The 18,321-nt window shown below is 71.6% G+C and carries 19 protein-coding genes and 1 pseudogene; 9 read left to right on the forward strand and 11 right to left on the reverse strand.

Going from position 1 to position 18,321, the window contains the following annotated elements:
- Window positions 1–89: 89 nt before the first annotated feature.
- The 8 genes from AB0Q90_RS06225 to AB0Q90_RS06260 form a co-directional block, all read right to left on the reverse strand.
- A complete protein-coding gene (locus AB0Q90_RS06225) occupies window positions 90–383 on the reverse strand; it encodes a hypothetical protein (RefSeq protein ID WP_363159573.1) in 294 nt (97 codons plus the stop codon).
- Window positions 384–421: 38 nt separating this feature from the next.
- The gene (locus AB0Q90_RS06230; RefSeq protein WP_363159572.1) at window positions 422–1,429 is read right to left on the reverse strand and encodes an LLM class F420-dependent oxidoreductase; all 1,008 of its coding nucleotides are present in this window, start codon (window positions 1,427–1,429) and stop codon (window positions 422–424) included.
- A 96-nt stretch (window positions 1,430–1,525) separates the two neighbouring features.
- Window positions 1,526–2,338 (reverse strand): hypothetical protein, encoded by an 813-nt coding sequence (locus tag AB0Q90_RS06235; protein WP_363159571.1) that lies wholly within the window; start codon window positions 2,336–2,338, stop codon window positions 1,526–1,528.
- A gap of 163 nt (window positions 2,339–2,501) precedes the next feature.
- Window positions 2,502–3,449: an N-acetylmuramoyl-L-alanine amidase gene (locus tag AB0Q90_RS06240; RefSeq protein ID WP_363159570.1), complete on the reverse strand. Its 948-nt coding sequence runs from the start codon at window positions 3,447–3,449 to the stop codon at window positions 2,502–2,504.
- A gap of 22 nt (window positions 3,450–3,471) precedes the next feature.
- On the reverse strand, window positions 3,472–4,116 hold the full coding sequence (locus AB0Q90_RS06245; protein ID WP_363159569.1) for a class I SAM-dependent methyltransferase: 645 nt from the start codon (window positions 4,114–4,116) through the stop codon (window positions 3,472–3,474).
- Between the two features lie 97 nt (window positions 4,117–4,213).
- Window positions 4,214–5,362, reverse strand: a complete 1,149-nt coding sequence (locus AB0Q90_RS06250; protein ID WP_363159568.1) for a sialidase family protein — start codon at window positions 5,360–5,362, stop codon at window positions 4,214–4,216.
- Complete coding sequence (locus AB0Q90_RS06255) at window positions 5,350–5,892, reverse strand: RICIN domain-containing protein (RefSeq protein WP_363159567.1); 543 nt, start codon at window positions 5,890–5,892, stop codon at window positions 5,350–5,352. The genes AB0Q90_RS06250 and AB0Q90_RS06255 overlap by 13 nt, the downstream gene beginning before the upstream one ends.
- A 76-nt stretch (window positions 5,893–5,968) precedes the next feature.
- Window positions 5,969–7,687, reverse strand: a complete 1,719-nt coding sequence (locus tag AB0Q90_RS06260) for an MFS transporter (RefSeq protein WP_363159566.1) — start codon at window positions 7,685–7,687, stop codon at window positions 5,969–5,971.
- A 174-nt stretch (window positions 7,688–7,861) separates the two neighbouring features.
- Between AB0Q90_RS06260 and AB0Q90_RS06265 the strand changes: the two genes are divergently transcribed.
- The 3 genes from AB0Q90_RS06265 to AB0Q90_RS06275 all read left to right on the forward strand — a co-directional run bounded on the left by AB0Q90_RS06265 (window position 7,862) and on the right by AB0Q90_RS06275 (window position 10,758).
- Window positions 7,862–9,289, forward strand: coding sequence for an MFS transporter (locus AB0Q90_RS06265; protein WP_363159565.1), 1,428 nt, complete (start codon window positions 7,862–7,864; stop codon window positions 9,287–9,289).
- 96 nt (window positions 9,290–9,385) lie between these two features.
- Window positions 9,386–9,925 carry a SigE family RNA polymerase sigma factor gene (locus AB0Q90_RS06270; protein WP_363159564.1) on the forward strand — a complete coding sequence of 180 codons (540 nt, stop codon included), beginning with the start codon at window positions 9,386–9,388 and terminating at the stop codon, window positions 9,923–9,925.
- 29 nt (window positions 9,926–9,954) lie between these two features.
- Window positions 9,955–10,758: a hypothetical protein gene (locus AB0Q90_RS06275; RefSeq protein ID WP_363159563.1), complete on the forward strand. Its 804-nt coding sequence runs from the start codon at window positions 9,955–9,957 to the stop codon at window positions 10,756–10,758.
- A gap of 17 nt (window positions 10,759–10,775) precedes the next feature.
- Here AB0Q90_RS06275 and AB0Q90_RS06280 read toward each other — a convergent pair.
- Window positions 10,776–11,177 (reverse strand): annotated as a pseudogene (locus AB0Q90_RS06280) (response regulator); the annotation flags it as partial.
- Window positions 11,178–11,451: 274 nt separating this feature from the next.
- On the opposite strand from AB0Q90_RS06280, the gene AB0Q90_RS06285 reads away from it, so the two are divergent.
- The 3 genes from AB0Q90_RS06285 to AB0Q90_RS06295 are packed head-to-tail and all read left to right on the forward strand — an operon-like array spanning window position 11,452 to window position 14,372.
- Window positions 11,452–12,312: a MaoC/PaaZ C-terminal domain-containing protein gene (locus tag AB0Q90_RS06285; protein WP_363159562.1), complete on the forward strand. Its 861-nt coding sequence runs from the start codon at window positions 11,452–11,454 to the stop codon at window positions 12,310–12,312.
- Between the two features lie 30 nt (window positions 12,313–12,342).
- On the forward strand, window positions 12,343–13,419 hold the full coding sequence (locus AB0Q90_RS06290) for a Zn-dependent alcohol dehydrogenase (RefSeq protein ID WP_363159561.1): 1,077 nt from the start codon (window positions 12,343–12,345) through the stop codon (window positions 13,417–13,419).
- 8 nt (window positions 13,420–13,427) lie between these two features.
- A complete protein-coding gene (locus AB0Q90_RS06295) occupies window positions 13,428–14,372 on the forward strand; it encodes a 3-oxoacyl-ACP reductase (RefSeq protein WP_363159560.1) in 945 nt (314 codons plus the stop codon).
- A gap of 77 nt (window positions 14,373–14,449) precedes the next feature.
- Here AB0Q90_RS06295 and AB0Q90_RS06300 read toward each other — a convergent pair whose 3' ends face one another.
- A complete protein-coding gene (locus AB0Q90_RS06300) occupies window positions 14,450–14,605 on the reverse strand; it encodes a hypothetical protein (protein ID WP_363159559.1) in 156 nt (51 codons plus the stop codon).
- A gap of 97 nt (window positions 14,606–14,702) precedes the next feature.
- Window positions 14,703–15,998, reverse strand: coding sequence for a hypothetical protein (locus tag AB0Q90_RS06305; RefSeq protein WP_363159558.1), 1,296 nt, complete (start codon window positions 15,996–15,998; stop codon window positions 14,703–14,705).
- A 188-nt stretch (window positions 15,999–16,186) separates the two neighbouring features.
- Here AB0Q90_RS06305 and AB0Q90_RS06310 point away from each other — a divergent pair, with 188 nt between their 5' ends.
- From AB0Q90_RS06310 to AB0Q90_RS06320, 3 genes are all read left to right on the forward strand, one after another.
- A complete protein-coding gene (locus AB0Q90_RS06310; protein WP_363159557.1) occupies window positions 16,187–17,026 on the forward strand; it encodes a Nif3-like dinuclear metal center hexameric protein in 840 nt (279 codons plus the stop codon).
- The gene (locus AB0Q90_RS06315; RefSeq protein ID WP_363159774.1) at window positions 17,023–17,766 is read left to right on the forward strand and encodes a C4-type zinc ribbon domain-containing protein; all 744 of its coding nucleotides are present in this window, start codon (window positions 17,023–17,025) and stop codon (window positions 17,764–17,766) included. Before AB0Q90_RS06310 ends, AB0Q90_RS06315 begins: the two co-directional genes overlap by 4 nt.
- A gap of 11 nt (window positions 17,767–17,777) precedes the next feature.
- Window positions 17,778–18,321, forward strand: a 544-nt coding sequence (locus tag AB0Q90_RS06320) for a reverse transcriptase-like protein (protein ID WP_365732700.1), incomplete at its 3' end; no start/stop codon positions are given.

Raw genomic sequence — 18,321 nt, forward strand, 5'->3', positions numbered from 1 at the left:
CCGGGCGGCTGCGGGCCGGTGGGGCTGTTCGCGCAGTTCCCCGCGCCCCTGACCGGCGTCGCACCGACCCCCGTTGCGCAGCGCTCCGCTCAGTGCCGGTGCACCCTGTTCGCGATCGCGTGGCCGACGAACAGGTAGACGACCGCGGCGAGACCGTAGCCCGCGACCACCCTCGCCCACGCCTCGTCGAAGGTGAACAGGTCGTGCGACCAGCCCGCGAGCCAGCGGGCCGCGTCATGGATGAACTGCACGAAGTCGTTCGCGCGGTTGGCGTCCAGCAGGTACATCAGGATCCACAGGCCCAGGATCAGGGCCATGATGTCGGCGACGATCGCGATGACCGTGCCGGCCGAGTTGGCACTGGTGCGATATCGAGGGGACATGCCCCCCGGGTTGCCGCTCGGCCGGGAACGAAACGTCGCTAGGTGTTCAACTCGGCCAGCACCCGTAGCGTGTGCGGGTCCGGGGCCAGGGCCAGCAGGTCCGTCACCGGGCCCTTGCGCCACAACTCCAGCCGCTCGGCGATGCGTTCGCGCGGGCCGACCAGGGAGATCTCGTCGGCGAAGGCGTCGGGGACGGCCAGGACGGCTTCCTCGCGGTGTCCGTCCAGGAACAGGCGCTGGATCCGCCGGGCCTCCTCCTCGTAACCCATGCGTCCCATGAGGTCGGCGTGGAAGTTGCGGGCCGCGTGACCCATGCCGCCGATGTAGAAGCCGAGCATCGCCTTCACCGGGAGCAGCCCTTCGCAGACGTCGTCGCAGACCTGGACGCGGGCCATGGGGGCGACGAGGAAGCCCTCCGGCAGGCGGTCGGGGAGCGCGTAGGCCTCGGGGCGGGTGGGGGACCAGTAGAGGGGAAGCCAGCCGTCGGCGATGCGGGTCGTCTGGGCCACGTTCTTCGGACCCTCGGCGCCGAGGAGGACGGGGAGGTCCGGGCGCAGCGGGTGGGTGATCGGCTTCAGCGGCTTGCCGAGGCCGGTGGCGTCGTCGCCGCGGTAGGGCAGGGGATGGAAGCGGCCGTCGAGCTCAACGGGGGCCTCCCGCCTGAGGACTTGCCGTACGACCTCGACGTACTCCCGGGTCGCGGTCAGCGGCGACTTCGGGAACGGACGGCCGTACCAGCCCTCGACCACCTGCGGCCCCGACAGCCCGAGCCCGAGCATCATCCGCCCGCCGGAGAGATGGTCGAGGGTGAGGGCGTGCATGGCGGTGGTGGTCGGCGACCGGGCCGCCATCTGGGCAACCGCCGTCCCCAGCCCGATCCTTGAGGTCTGCGCGGCGATCCAGGTGAGCGGCGTGAAGGCGTCCGACCCCCAGCTCTCCGCCGTCCACACCGAGTCGTAACCGAGCCGCTCGGCCTCCCGCGCCAGCGGCACATGGCCGGGTTCGGGGCCGCGCCCCCAGTAGCCGAGTGCGAGACCGAGCCGCATACCTGCCTCCTGACGGTGCGTCAGCCGGGGGAGGCGACTGTACGACAACGGCCCCTCACCGGGAAGGGTGAGGGGCCGCAGTGCGACTTCTACGGCTCAGCCGCGCTGAATGCCGCTCGTGTCCTGGAGCACACCACGACGGCCGTCCTGGGTCTGCGCGACGAGACCCGGGCCGCGCTGCTCAACAGCCAGGTACCAGGTGCCCGGCGCGAGCTCGGCGATCGGCGTCGGCGAACCGTCCTCCGCGTACAGCGGACGCGGCACCGGCACGGCGAACCAGAACGGGGAGAAGTCCCCGGCCGGCTGCGGCTGCTGAGGCTGCTGCGGCTGAGGCTGACCGCCGAAGGGCTGACCGGCCTGCGGCTGACCGCCGTACGGCTGCGGCTGGCCCTGCTGCGGCTGCTGGGCGCCCGGGTAGCCGTAACCACCCTGCGGCTGACCGCCGTAGGGCTGCGGGGCGGCGGGGCGGGGCGTCGGGAGGAGGGCGGCCTGGAGGGCCGGGACCAGAGGAGAGGCCACGGCGGCGCCGGCCAGCAGAAGGGCGGCGATCAGACCGAGGATCAGGCCGGAGCCCACCTCGACGTCGAACCCGTCCGTGTCGATCGACCCGGCCGGGTCGATGATCGTCCAGAACGAGGTCCACGCGGCGAAGACGCCCAGCGCCACACCGAGCTGGCCGAGGTCCAGGCCCACGACCTTGCGGGGCTGCGGCAGCGCACGGGCAACGACGATCAGGGCCGCGCCCGCGATTCCACCGATGTACATGGTCATCAGCAGGCCGAGGTTGTCCCAGGCGTTCGGGATGTTGCTGCCGTCGCCGCCATAGGTGTCGAGGAACGACGCGATGAACAGCAAGACCGCTGCTCCGATCACCACGCCGTCGCCTCTAGTGAGGGAGCGGATATTCACTTCAGGTCCTTGTCAATCGTCTCGTCGTCGGCATCGCTGGAGGCGTCGCTGTCACCATGTCGCCGTCAGGCCCGGGTGTGAAGCGCAGGGGTGGCCCCTCATCGTAGGGACGACACTATCGTCCGCCCCACCAGGGTGTCCGCCGGGATCCGTGCGTTGATCGCTACCCGCGCAGGAAACTCACGATTCCCTCAGAGATCCCCCGCGCCGCTTTCTGCCGCCAGGCCCCACTGGTCAGCTGCCCCGCGTCCTTGCTATCGCGCATGTTGCCGCACTCGATGAACACCTTGGGAACCGTTGACAGATTGAGACCGCCGAGATCCTTACGCGTGACGAGTCCGGTGCCGTCGCCGACGTAGTTGGAGGGGGCGCTGCCGGTGGCACGGACGAAGTTGCCCGCGATGCGCTCGCCGAGGTCGCGGGAGGAGGCGACGATCGGGCGGGTGTCGGCGGCGCCGGAGTTCACCGCTCCGGGCAGGATGACGTGGAAGCCCCGCTGGCCGGAGCCCGCGCCGTCCGCGTGGATCGACACCACCGCGTCGGCCTCGGCCTTGTTGCCGATCCGCGCCCGCTCGTCGATGCAGGGGCCGTAGGCGCGGTCGCCGTCCTGGGTCAGTTTCACCGTGGCGCCCTGCTGCTTCAGCAGGGTGCGCAGGCGGTGGGCGACGTCCAGGGTGAACTTGGCCTCGGTGTAACCGGAGTTCGTGGATGTGCCGGTGGTGTCGCACTCCTTGGAGCCGGTGCCGATGTTCACCTTGCGGTTGATCTCGGCCGTGTGCTGGAAGTTGCTCGGGTTGTGGCCCGGGTCGATCACGACGACCTTGCCCTTGAGGGGGCCGGAGGCGGCGGGCGCGGAGGTCGTGGGGCTCGGGCTGGGCTTCTCGTCGTCGTCGGCGGTGGAGGGCGTCGAGGGCGGGGCGCTCCTGGACGTGGCCGACGGGGAGGGGGAGGCCACCGCGTCCGATCCGTCCCCGTCACCCGGGCCGCCGACCGCCTCGTACACCACCCAGCCGAGCAGCGCGCCCGGCACGAGCGCGGCGAGTGCCACCGTGAGCGGGCGGCGGCGGGGGCGGCGGGGCTGTGGATCGAAGTCCGGACCTACGTACGACACGTCTGCGACTCTAACGGCGCCCTCAGATCCCCGCCCCCGTTCGCCGCAGGACGCGCAGCGAGTCGGTTGCCGAGACCTCGGTGAACGCGCCGGACGCGAGGGCCCTGAGGTAGATGCGGTACGGGGCCTGGCCGGTGAACTCGTCCACCGGGTCCGGGAAGACGTCGTGGATGACGAGCAGGCCGCCCTGGGCCACATGGGGGGCCCAGCCCTCGTAGTCGGCGCCCGCGTGCTCGTCGGTGTGGCCGCCGTCGATGAAGACCAGGCCGAGGGGGGCGCCCCAGATCCGCGCCACCTGCGGGGAGCGGCCGACGAGGGCGATGACGTGGTCCTCCAGGCCGGCACGGTGCAGGGTGCGGCGGAAGGTCGGCAGCGTGTCCATCAGGCCGATCTCGGGGTCGACCGTCTGCGGGTCGTGGTACTCCCAGCCGGGCTGCTGCTCCTCGCTGCCGCGGTGGTGGTCGACGGTGAGGGCGGTCACACCGGCCGCGCGGGCCGCGTCGGCCAGCAGGATCGTGGAGCGGCCGCAGTACGTGCCGACCTCCAGCAGGGGAAGGCCGAGCCTGCCCGCCTCCACCGCCGCCGCGTACAGGGCCAGGCCCTCACCGGCCGGCATGAACCCCTTCGCCGCCTCGAAAGCGGCCAGGATCTCGGGCTCCGGCTTCATGAGGGCCTTTCGGTCGTACGAGCGTTTCGGCGCCCCATGCTGCCGTACCGCCCGGTCGGCGGGCGACCGGGGGTACGGCGGGGGTGGATCAAGTGGCTCAGGGTGCGTCCGAGATGTCCAGTCTGTTCACTTTGATGCGCGAGGTGTCGAACTCCCACGCGACGTAGAACTTGCCCGGCGCGTACTCGTCGGCCATCGGGTACGTGTCCCAGCCCCGGCCCGTGGTGTTCTGCTGGTCGGGGTCCTGGTCGGCCGTCGCGCCGTTGGCGAAGAACTTGCCCGCGCTCCAGGCGGCGCCGGGGCGCTTGGTCTTGTAGTTCAGTACGTCACGGCTGGTGGCGGTGTTGTAGAGGGTCAGGTACTGGCCGTTGGAGTCCTTGATGAACTGGACCTTGGAGTTGAGGCTCGGCAGGTTGCTGTCGAGCGTGAACGGGGTCCAGGTCAGGCCGCCGTCGGAACTCGTGGCCGTCGCCGCCCGGGTCTGGGTGTCGACGCTCCGGGCGACCATGACCAGCTTGTTCGGGTCGTCCTGCGAGACGGCGATCTGGGGTTCGGCGGCGTCGAGGTTCGACGGGTCGGGCACTATGCCGCCGGCCGTCCAGGTCTTCAGGTCCGAGGAGATCAGCACGCCGTTCTCGCGGCCCGAGGCCCAGAACGGGATGACGTGCTTGCCGCTGGCCAGCTTGACCGGGCGTCCGGCGAAGATGAGGTTCGCGAGCCCCTCGTCGGCGGCCGTGTCCGGGAGGTCCAGCGGCATGGTGACGGGGTAGTCCTGCCAGGTGTGGCCCTCGTCGGTGCTGCGCTTGACCACGATGGCGTCGATCGGCAGGCCGGAGTTGTTGCTGTCCGACGACTTGGTCCGGCCGAGGTAGGCGAACAGCTCGCCGCCCGTCTCGTAGAGGACCACGAAGTGCCAGGAGTACTCGCTGGTGTCCTGGGCGAGGACCTGCGGGTGGCTCCAATTGGTGCCGCCGTTGGTGGTGTACGCGTACCGGATGTAGCCGTGGTCGACCTGGCCCGGGACGATGCCCTCCCGCCAGGCCACGACCGCGTTGTTCGCGCTGGTGGCGATGATGTCGGGGGTGCGGGGGCCGTCGCCCTCGGTCGTCGCCTGGATATGGGCGGACGACTCGCCCGACGTGCCCTCGGCGGAGGCCGGTCCGGGCAGCAGGAGCCCGGTCAGGACGGCGAGGACCAGCGCGGTCAGGAGCGCGGGCACGGCCCGCTTGCGGGTTACCACAGCCATTGCTGGTCCTTGTTCGTGCCGCAGGTCCACTGGACGGCCTGCGTGCCGACGGTCGGGCTGGTGTTGGGGATGGCGAGGCACAGGCCGGTCTCGGCGTTCTTCAGCCGCTCGGTGCCGTCGTGGAGCCAGACCTGCTCGTCGAGCTGCTCGGTGCCGCAGCCCCACTGGATGGCCTTGACGCCGGGATCCGGGTTGCCGCCCGCGATGGCCAGGCACTTGCCGCTCGCCTTGTTGACGACGTGGTAGCCGCCGCCCGTCATCGGCTTCAGCGACCAGTAGTTGCTGTCGCTGTAGCTGCACGACCACTGGAACATCACGGTGCCGTTGTCCGGGCTGGAGGAGGGGTTGGCCAGACAGAAGCCGGTGCCCTGGTTGAAGAGGCGGGCGTTGACGACCGGTTCGGCGGCCGCCGCGGTCGGTATCGAGCCGGTCAGCGACGAACCCGTCAGGACGGGCGCGCAGACAAGGGCGGCCACCAGGGCGGCGGCCGCCTTTCTATAGGGGATCGTGAGGGATCTACGGACGTTCATGACGGAGGAGATTCCTGCGTCAATTCAACGGGCGGGTGTCGCCCGGTTCACCGCTCGTCGAAGTTCTCGGTGCGCCTCAGAGCGCCGAGACGGCCTCGCCCGGCAGCGGGAGGTCCACGTCGACCGTGCCCTCGTCGCCCGCGTGGGTCGCGGACGAGGCGTGCGGTCCATGGCCGTTGGCCTGCGCGGCCAGGACGTACGCGCCCTGCGCCGGGACCGCGAGCGCGTAGCTGCCGTCCTCCGCCGAGAGCGTGGCGCCCGCCTGACGGCCGCGGTGGTCGATCAGCGTGACCTTCGCGCGGGCGACGGGAGCGCCGCCGGCGTCCAGGACCCGGCCGCGGAAGCCGCGCAGTGCCTGCTCGGCGCGGGCCAGGTTGGCGTCCTCCTCGCTGCTGGCGCGCAGTTGGGGCGCGCGGTTGGGCTTCGGCAGGAAGAGGGCGAGGACCAGCCCGATCGCCACCGCGCCGGTCGCGATCAGGAAGGAGACGCGGAAACCGTGCATGGTCGGGATCTCCACGCCGTTCACGGTGTTCGCCGTGTTGGCCAGCACCATGCCGATGACGGCGCTGGAGACGGACGTACCGATGGACCGCATCAGCGTGTTGAGGCCGTTCGCCGCGCCCGTCTCCGAGGCCGGGACCGCGCCGACGATCAGCGCGGGGAGCGAGGAGTACGCCAGCCCGATACCCGCGCCGAGCAGCACCGCGATGACCAGGCTCTGCCAGGCGGCGCTCATCAGGCCGAGGCCGGCGCCGTAGCCGATCGCGATGATCAGCAGGCCGAGGATCAGGGTGAACTTGGGGCCGTACTTCGCCGACAGACGGGCGTACACGGGTGCCGTGAACATCATCGTCAGGCCGAGCGGCGCGACGAGCAGGCCCGCGACGACCATCGACTGGCCGAGGCCGTAGCCGGTGGCGGTGGGCAGCTGGAGGAGCTGGGGCAGGACCAGCGAGACGACGTAGAAGGAGACGCCGACCATGATCGAGGCGAGGTTGGTGAAGAGGACGGCGGGGCGGGCCGTGGTGCGCAGGTCGACGAGGGGGGCCTTGGCGCGCAGCTCGTAGACGCCCCACAGGAGCAGGACCACGACGGATCCGGCGAACAGGCCGAGCGTGGTGGCGGAGCTCCAGCCCCAGTCGCTGCCCTTGGTGATGGGGAGGAGGAAGAGGACCAGGCCGGTGGAGAGGCCGAGCGCCCCGGGCAGGTCGAAGGAGCCCTCGGCGCGGGACTCCGATTCCGGTACGACGAGGTAGGTGAGGGCGATGGAGAGGACGCCGAGGCCGGCCGCGCCGTAGAAGAGGGCGTGCCAGTCGGCGTGCTGGGCGACCAGGGCCGCCGCGGGCAGCGCGAGTCCGCCGCCGACGCCGATCGAGGAGCTCATCAGGGCCATCGCCGAGCCGAGCCGCTCACGGGGCAGCATGTCGCGCATCAGGCCGATGCCGAGCGGGATGGCGCCCATCGCGAAGCCCTGGAGCGTACGGCCGACGATCATCGGGAGCAGTGCGCTGGTGACGGCGCTGACCAGGGCGCCGGCCACCATCACGGCGAGACTGAGGACCAGCATCCGCCGCTTGCCGTACAGGTCGCCGAGGCGGCCCATGATCGGGGTGGCCACGGCGCCGGAGAGCAGGGTGGAGGTGAGGACCCAGGTGGCGTTGCTGGGGGAGGTCTCCAACAGCTGCGGCAGGTCCTTGATGACCGGGACCAGCAGGGTCTGCATCACCGCGACCACGATGCCCGCGAAGGCGAGTACGGGGACGAGGGCGGGCCGGTCGGTGGTCGTTCGTGTCATGTGTAGCTTGAACTCGGTGCCCCGGGGCAACTATTCCGATGCTTTGGACGGCTAACGAAATCTTGACTCTCCCTTGACGGACGGTCGTAGTCCGCAGGAAGGACGGTCCAGGTCCGCACGGACGGCAGGACTAGGCCAAAATTCCGATGCCAGGGGCATGAGGTGGTTGAGAGCATGACAGTCATGCTGCGAGCCGCTGACGCCACCCAAGTGACCCGTCGTGCCGTGATTCCCACCTGGCTGGTGGTGGCGCTCGCCTGCGCCGGACAGTTCCTGGTCGTGCTCGACGTGTCCGTCGTGAACGTCGCCCTGCCGTCGATGCGGGCCGACCTCGCACTGAGCGAGCAGGGGCTCCAGTGGGTGGTGAACGGCTACGCCATCGCCTTCGCCGGGTTCATGCTGCTGGGCGGCCGGGCCGGCGACCTCTACGGACGCAAGCGCATGTTCCTGGTCGGGCTCGGCCTGTTCACGCTGGCCTCGCTGGGCGGCGGGCTGGCCCAGGACGACTGGCAGCTGCTGCTCGCGCGGGCCGTGCAGGGGCTGGGCGCGGCCGTACTGTCGCCGTCGACGCTGACCATCCTCACCTCGGCCGTGCCGGAGGGCGCGGCCCGGGCGCGGGCCATAGCCACCTGGACCGCCGTGGGCGCGGGCGGCGGCGCGGCCGGCGGATTCGTCGGCGGCGTACTGGTCGACCTGCTGTCCTGGCGCTGGGTGCTGCTGATCAACGTGCCCATCGGGGCGGTGGTCCTGTACGGGGCCGCCCGGTACCTGGCGGAGAGCCGGGACGGGGACGGGCGGCGGCTCGACCTGCCGGGCGCCGTGCTGGTGACGACGGGCCTGGCCACCCTCGCCTACGGCATCTCGCAGACCGAGGCCGAGGGCTGGACGGCCGCCGCCGCGCTGGTGCCGCTGTGCGCCGGGCTCGTGCTGATCGGGCTCTTCCTCGCCGTGGAGGCGCGTACGGCGGCGCCGCTGATGCCGCTCGGGCTGCTGGCGCGGCGGTCGGTGGCGTCGGCGAACGCGGCGATGTTCGTGTGCGGGTTCGCGATGTTCTGCATGTGGTTCTTCATGACGCTGTACGCGCAGAACGTCCTCGGCTACACGCCGGTCGAGGCCGGTCTCGCGCTGGTGCCGAGTTCGGTGGCCATCATCATCGGCTCCAAGCTCGCGCCCTGGTTCATGCGACGGCTCGGGGCACGCCATCTGGCGGCGCTCGGCACCGTCGTGTCGGCCGTGGGCTTCGCCTGGCAGTCGGCGATGACCGCGGACGGTTCCTATCTCACGGCGATCATGTTCCCGGGGATCCTGATGCTGCTGGGCGCGGGCCTGGCGGCGACCCCGCTGGCCGCACTCGGCACGTCCGGGGCGCCGCCGCAGGAGGCCGGACTGCTGTCCGGCCTGATCAACACCTCGCGCATCATGGGGGGTTCGCTCGGACTGGCCGTCATGTCGACCATCGCGGCGGCGCGGACCGGGGAGAGCGTGACGCCGGAGGCGCTGACCGAGGGGTACGCGCTGGTGTTCCGGGTGGGGGCCGGGGTGTTGGTGGCGGGGGCTTTGTTGATGGTGGTGTGGTTGCCGCGGAAGGCTGCGGCGAGCTGAGGGCTGCTGCGTGGCGAGCCGCTCGGGAGGATCTTTCCGAGCGGAGGCAACGATCCGGGCGACTCATGGACTCCTTCAAACATCTAGGAGGTGCCCATGGGGGATCGCAATCAGGCTCGGGACGCGGAGTTCCAGAGCTTCGTCGCCGGCCGCTGGCCGCGCTTGATGCGCACGGCATTTCTCCTCACGGGGGAGCAGCACGCCGCGGAGGACCTGGTCCAGTCGACGCTCGAACAGGTCTACGTGGCCTGGCGCAAGGTCGGCACGGCCGACGAGCCGGACGCGTACGTACGGCGCGTGATGATCAACGCGCATGCGCGCAAGCACCGCAGACGGCTCAAGGAGTTCCTGGCACCCAGGGACGACTCCGGCCTGGTGCGCGAGGTGGCCGACGCCGGTGACCGCATCGCCCAGGCCGACGACCGCAACGCGCTGCTGACGGCGCTCGCCCAGCTGCCGCCGCGGCAGCGGGAGGCGGTGGTCCTGCGGTACTGGGAGGACCTGACCGAGACGCAGGTGGCGGAGGCGATGGGCTGTTCCGTCGGCGCGGTGAAGAGCAACGCGGCCAAGGGGATCGCCAAACTCCGCGCCATACCGAGTCTGGCCGAGACGGTGACGCACGGAGGGCGGAAGTGATGAACGCGGACCGGGAGACGAACCACGACATGACGCACAGGGACATCGCCCTCCTGCTGGCGGATGCCGCGGACGAGGTCGAGATCGGTATAGCCCCCACCCAGGCCGTCCTGCGCGGCGGACGCCGCCGCAGAGCCCGCCGCTGGGCGGTGGCCACGGCCACGGCGCTGGTGATCGCCGGGTCGAGCGGTGCGCTGGCGGTGGCGGGGCTGCCGAGCCGGGACGCAGACCGCGGGGCTTCGGTGGCGACGACGCCCGCCGTGCCGACGGACCTGCTCAAGCCCGCGTCGACCGCTCTGGCGGTCGGCAGAGAGGACGGCACGGACTGGAGTGTGGTCCTGGAACTGTGGGCGACCCCGCAGAACGTGAAGGAGGCGCGGGCCCAGCTGGAGGCGATGGAGGAGTACGGGACGAAGCCCGACGGCGTCCAGTCGGCGTCCGAACTCGTCGGCAAGAGCGCGTACTTCGTGGGCAGGACCGTCGGAGAGCAGTACGGAGAGATCGCGCAGGGTGCCTACGAGGGCAAGGAGGCGCTCCCGCTCCACCTCACGGCGGCCGTTCCCCTGGAACCCGGCTCCAGCGGCCCGGACCGCTTGGTGGTCGGCCAGGTCGCCAAGTCGGTCGGGAACGTCAGTTGCATGTGGAAGGACGGGACGGAGACGCATCTGCAGAAGACCTGGGAGGGCGACCTCGCCGACGACGACGGCTCGACGATCCGCTCGGTCGAGGGAGCCCCGTTCTACTGGTACGTGTGCCTGGCGCCGAAGGACACGGAGTACAAGTCGGTGCAGAGCCAGGTGCCGCCGACGGCCTCGGACGCCCCCCGCTCCTAGACCTCCTCCATCCCGCCGGCCAGCGCCGGATCGATCACCGTCTCTCCGGTCAGTACCCGGCGGATCGCGGAGGCCAGTTCTTCCACGGGCCCGTCCTTCACCAGGAAGCCCGCGGCTCCCGCCGCCATGGCCCGGCGCAGATAGCCGGGCCGGCCGGAGGTGGCGAGGATCAGCACCCGGCAGTCGGGGGCCTGGTCGCGCAGTTCGGCGGCGGCGTCCAGGTCGTCGGCATCGAGGAGGGCGACATCCGGCCGGTAGGTGAGCGCGGCGTCCACGATCGCGTCCCGCGTGCCGACGCGCGCCACGACCTGGAGGTCCGGTTCCATGCCCAGCAGTACCGAGAGCGCCCCGTGCGTCATCGCGCGGTCCCCGGCGAGCAGCACCCTGATGGACTTGGCGGGCCGGTGATCCCGGGGCATCTCGTTCACGGCCCAAGCGTAGATCGGGCCGCCGGTCTCCGCCCGCCCGCATTTCTGACATGCCGTCAGCAGTCTTCACAACTCCCATGAGCTGGGCTATACAGAGGGTCGCCGTACTGGAACGCGTTCTAGAACGGGCGGGTTCCACGGCCCCGTGACGACCCTGGTGCGGCCGACGGTGCGGACGGCCGCACCGGGGTCTTGGCCCCGTCCTGTTCCTCGTCCAGTTCCGCGTCCCGTCCCTCGTGCCGTCCATCGCCCTGTCAGGAGCCTCATGCCCATCGACGCAGCCAAGGCGCTCGCGGCCGAACCCCGGACCGGCGAGATCACCTGGAACTCCAAGGACGTGCAGCTCTACCACCTCGGCATCGGCGCGGGCATCCCGGCGACCGACCCGCACGAGCTGCGCTACACCCTGGAGTCCCGGCTGCACGTCCTGCCCAGCTTCGCCACCGTCGCCGGCGCCGGATCCCCGGGCGTGATCAGCGGTCTGTCCATGCCCGGCATCGAGGTCGACCTGGCCAGGGTCCTGCACGGGGGGCAGGACCTGACGGTCCACCGGCCGATCCCCGTACAGGGCACCGCCACCGCCACCTCCCGCATCGCCGCCGTCCACGACAAGGGCAAGGCGGCCGTCCTCGTCCTGCGCACCGAAGTCGCCGACCCGGACGGTCCGTTGTGGACCAACGACGCGCAGATCTTCCTGCGCGGAGAAGGCGGCTGGGGCGGCGAGCGGGGGCCGTCCGTCCGCCCGGAGCCGCCGACCGGCGAGCCGGACAAGACCGTCGAGCGGGCCGTCCGCGAGGACCAGGCGCTGCTCTACCGGCTGTCCGGCGACTGGAACCCGCTGCACGCCGACCCCGAGTTCGCCGCGAAGGCCGGCTTCGACCGGCCCATCCTGCACGGACTGTGCACCTACGGGATCACCCTGAAGGCGGCCGTCGACACGCTGCTCGACGGCGAGGTGGGCCGGGTGCGGTCCTACGCCACACGGTTCGCCGGGGTCGTGTATCCGGGCGAGACCCTGCGCATCCGGATGTGGCGGACCTCCGACACCGAGATCAGGGCAGCCGTGAGCGCCGTCGAGCGGGGTGACGCGCCCGTTCTCGCCGACACCGTCGTCCAACACTCCTGAGCCAGACCGACGTCCGAGGGGAGCCGCACCATGCGCGCAGCCGTACTGCAGGAGACCGGCCAGGACAAGCTGGAGGTCCTCGACGACATCGAGGCGGTGGGCTTCGGCCCCGGCCGGGTGAGGGTCCGGGTGCGTGCCACCGGGCTGTGCCACTCCGACCTGTCCGCGATGAGCGGCGTTCTGCCGCAGCCGGCGCCGTTCGTGCCCGGGCACGAGGGTGCGGGGGAGATCCTCGAAGTCGGGGAAGGCGTCAGCAATCTGCGGCCCGGTGACCGGGTCGTCGTGTGCTGGCTGCCCGCCTGCGGCGCCTGCCCGGCCTGCAAACGCGGGCAGACCGAGCTGTGCCTGGCCGGTTTCATGAACGCCGGAACGCCCAACTTCAAGCGCCCCGGCGGTGACGTCTTCGGCTTCGCCGGTACCGGCACCTTCGCCGAGGAGGTCGTCGTCGACGCCGGCTGCGCGGTGCCGGTCCCCGACGACGTGCCCTTCGACATCGCCGCGCTCATCGGCTGCGGGGTCACCACGGGCCTGGGCGCCGCGCTCAACACCGCCGATGTGGAGGCCGGTTCGTCGGTCGCGGTCATCGGCTGCGGCGGCGTCGGCATCTCCGCGATCCAGGGCGCCCGGCTCAAGGGGGCCGCCGAGATCGTCGCCGTCGACCCCGTCGTGTCGCGCCGTGAGTCCGCGCTCAAGTTCGGCGCCACCAGGGCGGTCTCGCCCGAGGAGCTGGCGGACGCCAAGCAGACGATCACCGGCGGCGAGGGCTTCGACTACGTCTTCGAGGTCGTCGGCAAGTCCGCCACCGCCCGCACGGCCTACGAGAACACCCGCCGCGGCGGCACCCTCGTGATCGTCGGCGCCGGAGCCATGGACGACTTCCTGCAACTCAACATGTTCGAGCTGTTCTTCGACGAGAAGCGGATCCTGCCGTCGCTGTACGGCGGGGGAGACGTCCTGAGCTCCTACGAGCGCACGATCGCCCTGTGGCGGGCGGGCCGGATCGACCTGGACGGCCTGATCACCCACCGGGTGCCGCTGGCCGGGATCAACGAGGCGCTCGACCAGATGCGCACGGGCAGCGCACTGCGTACGTGCATAGAGATCTGAGGGCGTCCATGACCACGCCACTGGAAGGGCTCACCGCGATCGTCACCGGCGCCGGACGCGGGCTCGGCCGGGCCGAGGCGCTGGAGCTGGCCCGGCTCGGTGCGGCCGTCGTCGTCAACGACTACGGGCAGCCCGGCCGGGACGGCTCGGGCGAGTCCTCCGCCGGGCCCGCCGAGCAGGTCGTCGCCGAGATCCGTGCGGCGGGCGGCCGGGCCGTCGCCCACGCCGGGGACGTGGCCGACTTCCGGCAGGCCGCGCAGCTGGTCGCGTCGGCGGTCGAGGAGTTCGGCCGGCTGGACATCCTGGTCAACAACGCCGGCATCCTGCGCGACCGCATGGTCTTCTCCATGACCGAGGACGAGTGGGACACAGTCATCCGCGTCCACCTCAAGGGCCACTTCAACACCATCCGCTTCGCGGCCGCGCACTGGCGCGAGCTCTCCAAGGCCGCGGGCGGACCGGTGTACGGGAGGGTCGTGAACACCTCCTCGGAGGCGTTCCTCGCCGGTTCCGCGGGACAGCCCAACTACGCCGCCGCAAAAGGCGGAATCGTCGGCCTGACCACGTCCACGGCCCTCGCGCTCGCCAAGTACGGCGTGACGGCGAACGCCATCTGCCCGCGCGCCCGGACCCGGATGACGCAGGACGTGTTCGCACAGGCCCCCGCCGGCCGTCCCGCCGAGGGCCTTGACCCCCTCGCCCCCGAGCATGTCGCCCCGCTCGTCGGCTATCTGGCCTCGCCCGCCGCCGCGCGGATCAACGGCCAGCTGCTCGTCGTGCACGGCGGCATGGTGGCGATCGTCGAACGGCCGCGGGTGCGCGCGCAGTTCGACAGCAAGCAGGACACCTTCACCTACGACGAGCTGGACACCCTGCTCGGCCCGCACTACGCGGACCGGCCGGCGGGGGAGACGTTCGCGGCGGCGGAGGTGCTGGGGCTCAAGCGGCTCTAGAGGCTCAAGCGGCTCTGGATACGGAAAACGGCCCCGCCCCTCGCGCGAAGGCGAGGAGCGGGGCCGTTTTCCGTTGTTCAGGCTGCCGCCGTCTCGGTCTGCTCCACCGGCTTGCGGTGACGGCCGCGCGGGGCCGCCTCACCGTCGTGGGACGAGACCGGACCGCGGTGCCTGCCGTGACCGGCGTGCTCCTGGGCCTCAGCGGACTGCTGGGTCGTAGTGGCGTCGCTCATCGGAAGAAATTCACCCCGTCAACATGATCTTTCAGACAGCCGGGCGAGTCTAACCGTCGCACCTCGGGCCGAATCCAGCCGCACACGCCAACCGCCACTAGTTCGTTACAAGACGCCCCAATGGCGCTTGCTGCAAGGGCACCGGACGTGCCACGGCGGGCTCCGGGGGATCCGTGTCCGCCGACTCCTCGACGGCCGCCGGGGCCTCGGCCGAGGCCGCCGCCGACGAAGCCGTACCGTCCCGGACCGAATCCCCCGAAGCCGCGTCCCCCGAGGCCCCCGTCGCCCCCGTCTCCCCCTGTTCCCCCGCCCCCGTGGGCGCCGCCACCCGCACCACTCCACAGGGCATCTCCCCGGTGGAGTAGGGCAGTTGCAGCACCCCGTCCCTCGTCCACAGCCCGGCGCCCGTCAACCAGCCCTCCGGCGCCGGGAGGTGATGCATATGCCGGTCGGCGGGCCGCCACACGCCGACCCAGCTGCCGAGCGGACCGTCCACCCGCAGCGCCACCCCGCAGCTCTCCGGCATCAGCACCTGCCCCGGCTGGATCGCGAACGGTGTCACCGCGCAGTCCGGCACCCGCAGACACTCTGGGAACCGCACCGGCAGCGTGCTGCCCAGCACCCCCCAGCCCAGCCGCGTCCCCTGCCCCGGCGCCGGCGCGTCCGAGCCGATCAGCAGCAGTCCGCTGTCCGCGTCCGCCAGCAGCAGCCGGTCGTCGCTGTCCGCCGCGATCTGCAGCAGCGGCGACACCTCGCCGCCGCGCTCCAGGTCCACCACGACCGTCTTGGTCCGGCCGCCGGTCTCCCGGTCCAGGGCCAGCATCCGCCCCGTGCGATCCAGCCACACCCCGCCCGAACAGCGCCCCGGGATCTCCCCGACGTGCTCGGGCCCGAAGGCGCCGCCCGCCACCAGCCACACCGCACTGGAGCGCGGGCCGACGGCGAGGGCGTAGGCCTTCTGCCCGCACGGTGCCGGCGGCAGCAGCCGGAGCCGGGTGTCGCCGTCGGGGCACTCGACCGCGCCCAGCAGCAGCTCGCCGGTGCCGGGGCCGGTCGGGTAGAGCAGTGAGAAGACATGCCGTCCGTCGGTGGGCCGGCAGATCAGGACGCGCCCGTCGCCCATCGGCTGCACCTCGGTGCCGGGCTCCTCGGGCTGGTTGCCGGGCAGCGGCACCGCGTACGGCTCCGGGCCGTCCAGCGTCCAGCGCTCCGGGAACCAGCAGTCACCGTCCAGCGCGAGCCGGGCGGCGTAGGCGCCGTCCGCGGTGATGGTGCACGGCCGGTACGGGGTGATGGCGTCCGGGGTCATGGCGTCCCCGGCTCCCGTGGCCCCGTCCGCTGCCGTGGCCCCGTCCGAGTCTCCCGCCGCCGCTTCGATGGCACAGGCCGTCATCGTCTGGTCACCTCCGGCGACGAAGCTAGTTTTCGCACGCACAGGCGGGGGACCGGGAGGCTTCCGCTTCACACATAAGGGTGGCCCAGGAACGATTCGCCTGAGGGAACGGGGGCGTGTGTGCTGAGCGGGAACGGCGGGTACCGCGCCGGTACAGAGGAAGAGAACAGGCAGGTAGCCTTTTCCCCGTGCCCCGTCTGTCTGAAGTCATCGCCGCGCTGGAGAACCTGTGGCCCGCCGAGCGGGCCGAGTCCTGGGACGCGGTCGGAACCGTCGTGGGCGACCCCGACCAGGAGGTCACCCGGGTCCTGTTCGCCGTCGACCCGGTCCAGGAGATCGTCGACGAGGCGCTGAAACTCGGTGCCGACCTGCTGGTCACCCACCACCCGCTCTACCTGCGCGGTACGACGACGGTCGCGGCCTCGCACTTCAAGGGCCGGGTCGTGCACACCCTGATCAAGAACGACATCGCGCTGCACGTGGCGCACACCAACGCGGACACCGCCGACCCCGGCGTCAGCGACGCCCTCGCCGGCGCGCTGGACCTGAGGGTCGTAGGGCCGCTCGTGCCCGACCCGACGGACCCCGACGGCCGCCGCGGCCTCGGCCGGATCTGCGAACTCGACCACCCGCTGACCGTCCGCGAGCTCGCCCGGCGGGCCGCCGAGCGGCTGCCCGCCACCGCGCAGGGCATCCGCGTCGCCGGCGACCCCGAGGCGGTCGTCCGCACGGTCGCCGTGAGCGGCGGCTCCGGCGACAGCCTGTTCGACGACGTACGCGCGGCGGGCGTCGACGCCTTCCTCACCGCGGACCTGCGCCACCACCCGGCCTCCGAGGCCCGCGCCCACAGTCCTCTCGCGCTGCTCGACGCAGCGCACTGGGCCACCGAGTGGCCCTGGTGCGAGCAGGCCGCCGCCCAGCTCGACGAGATCTCCGACCGGCACGGATGGGACCTGCGCGTCCACGTCTCGAAGACGGTCACCGACCCCTGGACCAGTCACTCCCCTTCACCTGGAGCCCCCAACTGAACGCCGCGCCCGCCGACCAGATCCGACTTCTCGACGTCCAGGCCCTCGACGTCCGCCTCCAGCAGCTGGCGCACAAGCGCCGGTCGCTGCCCGAGCACGCCGAGATCGAGTCGCTGACCAAGGACCTCACCCAGCTGCGCGACCTGCTCGTGGCCGCGCAGACCGAGGAGAGCGACACCGCCCGCGAGCAGACCAAGGCCGAGCAGGACGTCGACCAGGTCCGCCAGCGCGCCACCCGCGACCAGCAGCGCCTGGACTCGGGTGCCGTCACCTCCCCGAAGGACCTGGAGAACCTCCAGCGCGAGATCGCCTCCCTCGCCAAGCGGCAGGGCGACCTGGAGGACGTGGTCCTGGAGGTCATGGAGCGCCGTGAGTCCGCGCAGGAGCGCGTCGCGGAGCTGACCGAGCGCGTCGGCTCCGTGCAGTCGAAGATCGACGACGCGACCGGGCGCCGGGACGCGGCCTTCGAGACGCTGGACGGCGAGGCCGCCTCGGTGACCAAGGAGCGCGAGGTCATCGCCGGGTCCGTCCCCGCCGACCTGATGAAGCTCTACGACAAGCTGCGCGGGCAGCAGGGCGGCATCGGCGCGGCCAAGCTGTACGCGCGCAGCTGCCAGGGCTGCCGCCAGGAGCTGGCGATCACCGAGCTCAACGAGATCCGCTCGGCGGCTCCCGACACGGTGATCCGTTGCGAGAACTGCGGCCGCATCCTGGTGCGCACCTCCGAGTCGGGTCTGTAGGGGCGCTCGCGGTGAGGGAGTTCATCGTCGAGGCCGACGGCGGGTCGCGGGGCAACCCGGGGCCCGCGGGCTACGGGGCCGTGGTCAGCGACGCGGCGACGGGTCAGGCGCTGGCCGAGCGTGCCGAATACCTCGGCGTCGTGACGAACAACGTCGCCGAGTACCGGGGCCTGCTGGCCGGCCTGCGCGCCGCGCACGAACTGGACCCCACCGCCTCGGTCCACGTCCGCATGGACTCCAAGCTCGTCGTGGAGCAGATGTCGGGCCGCTGGAAGATCAAGCACCCCGACATGAAGCCCCTGGCCATGGAGGCGTCGAGAATCTTCCCACCGGACCGCGTGACCTACGAGTGGATCCCCCGCGCCCAGAACAAGCACGCGGACCGCTTGGCCAACGAGGCGATGGACGCGGGCGCCCGGGGCGAACAGTGGGAGCCGTCGGCTTCTACGGCGGAGCTGGACGCGGCGGCGGGGCGCGAAGCGTCGCGGGCTGCGGCTGCGGTGGCTGCGCCCGCTTCTTCGGCGGTGGTGGTTTCTTCGGCTGGGCAGGGTTCTT

Origin of the sequence: Streptomyces sp. NPDC079141 (genome assembly GCF_040686775.1) — a bacterium.
Taxonomy (GTDB): Bacteria; Actinomycetota; Actinomycetes; order Streptomycetales; family Streptomycetaceae; genus Streptomyces.

Excerpts from the sequence above, each read along its gene's own strand:
- AB0Q90_RS06225 (WP_363159573.1), bottom strand. The coding sequence starts at position 383 with ATGTCCCCTCGATATCGCACCAGTGCCAACTCGGCCGGCACGGTCATC.
- AB0Q90_RS06230 (WP_363159572.1), bottom strand. The coding sequence starts at position 1,429 with ATGCGGCTCGGTCTCGCACTCGGCTACTGGGGGCGCGGCCCCGAACCC.
- AB0Q90_RS06245 (WP_363159569.1), bottom strand. The coding sequence starts at position 4,116 with ATGAAGCCGGAGCCCGAGATCCTGGCCGCTTTCGAGGCGGCGAAGGGG.
- AB0Q90_RS06250 (WP_363159568.1), bottom strand. The coding sequence starts at position 5,362 with ATGGCTGTGGTAACCCGCAAGCGGGCCGTGCCCGCGCTCCTGACCGCG.
- AB0Q90_RS06255 (WP_363159567.1), bottom strand. The coding sequence starts at position 5,892 with ATGAACGTCCGTAGATCCCTCACGATCCCCTATAGAAAGGCGGCCGCC.
- AB0Q90_RS06260 (WP_363159566.1), bottom strand. The coding sequence starts at position 7,687 with ATGACACGAACGACCACCGACCGGCCCGCCCTCGTCCCCGTACTCGCC.
- AB0Q90_RS06265 (WP_363159565.1), top strand. The coding sequence starts at position 7,862 with ATGACAGTCATGCTGCGAGCCGCTGACGCCACCCAAGTGACCCGTCGT.
- AB0Q90_RS06270 (WP_363159564.1), top strand. The coding sequence starts at position 9,386 with ATGGGGGATCGCAATCAGGCTCGGGACGCGGAGTTCCAGAGCTTCGTC.
- AB0Q90_RS06275 (WP_363159563.1), top strand. The coding sequence starts at position 9,955 with ATGACGCACAGGGACATCGCCCTCCTGCTGGCGGATGCCGCGGACGAG.
- AB0Q90_RS06285 (WP_363159562.1), top strand. The coding sequence starts at position 11,452 with ATGCCCATCGACGCAGCCAAGGCGCTCGCGGCCGAACCCCGGACCGGC.
- AB0Q90_RS06290 (WP_363159561.1), top strand. The coding sequence starts at position 12,343 with ATGCGCGCAGCCGTACTGCAGGAGACCGGCCAGGACAAGCTGGAGGTC.
- AB0Q90_RS06295 (WP_363159560.1), top strand. The coding sequence starts at position 13,428 with ATGACCACGCCACTGGAAGGGCTCACCGCGATCGTCACCGGCGCCGGA.
- AB0Q90_RS06300 (WP_363159559.1), bottom strand. The coding sequence starts at position 14,605 with ATGAGCGACGCCACTACGACCCAGCAGTCCGCTGAGGCCCAGGAGCAC.
- AB0Q90_RS06305 (WP_363159558.1), bottom strand. The coding sequence starts at position 15,998 with ATGACGGCCTGTGCCATCGAAGCGGCGGCGGGAGACTCGGACGGGGCC.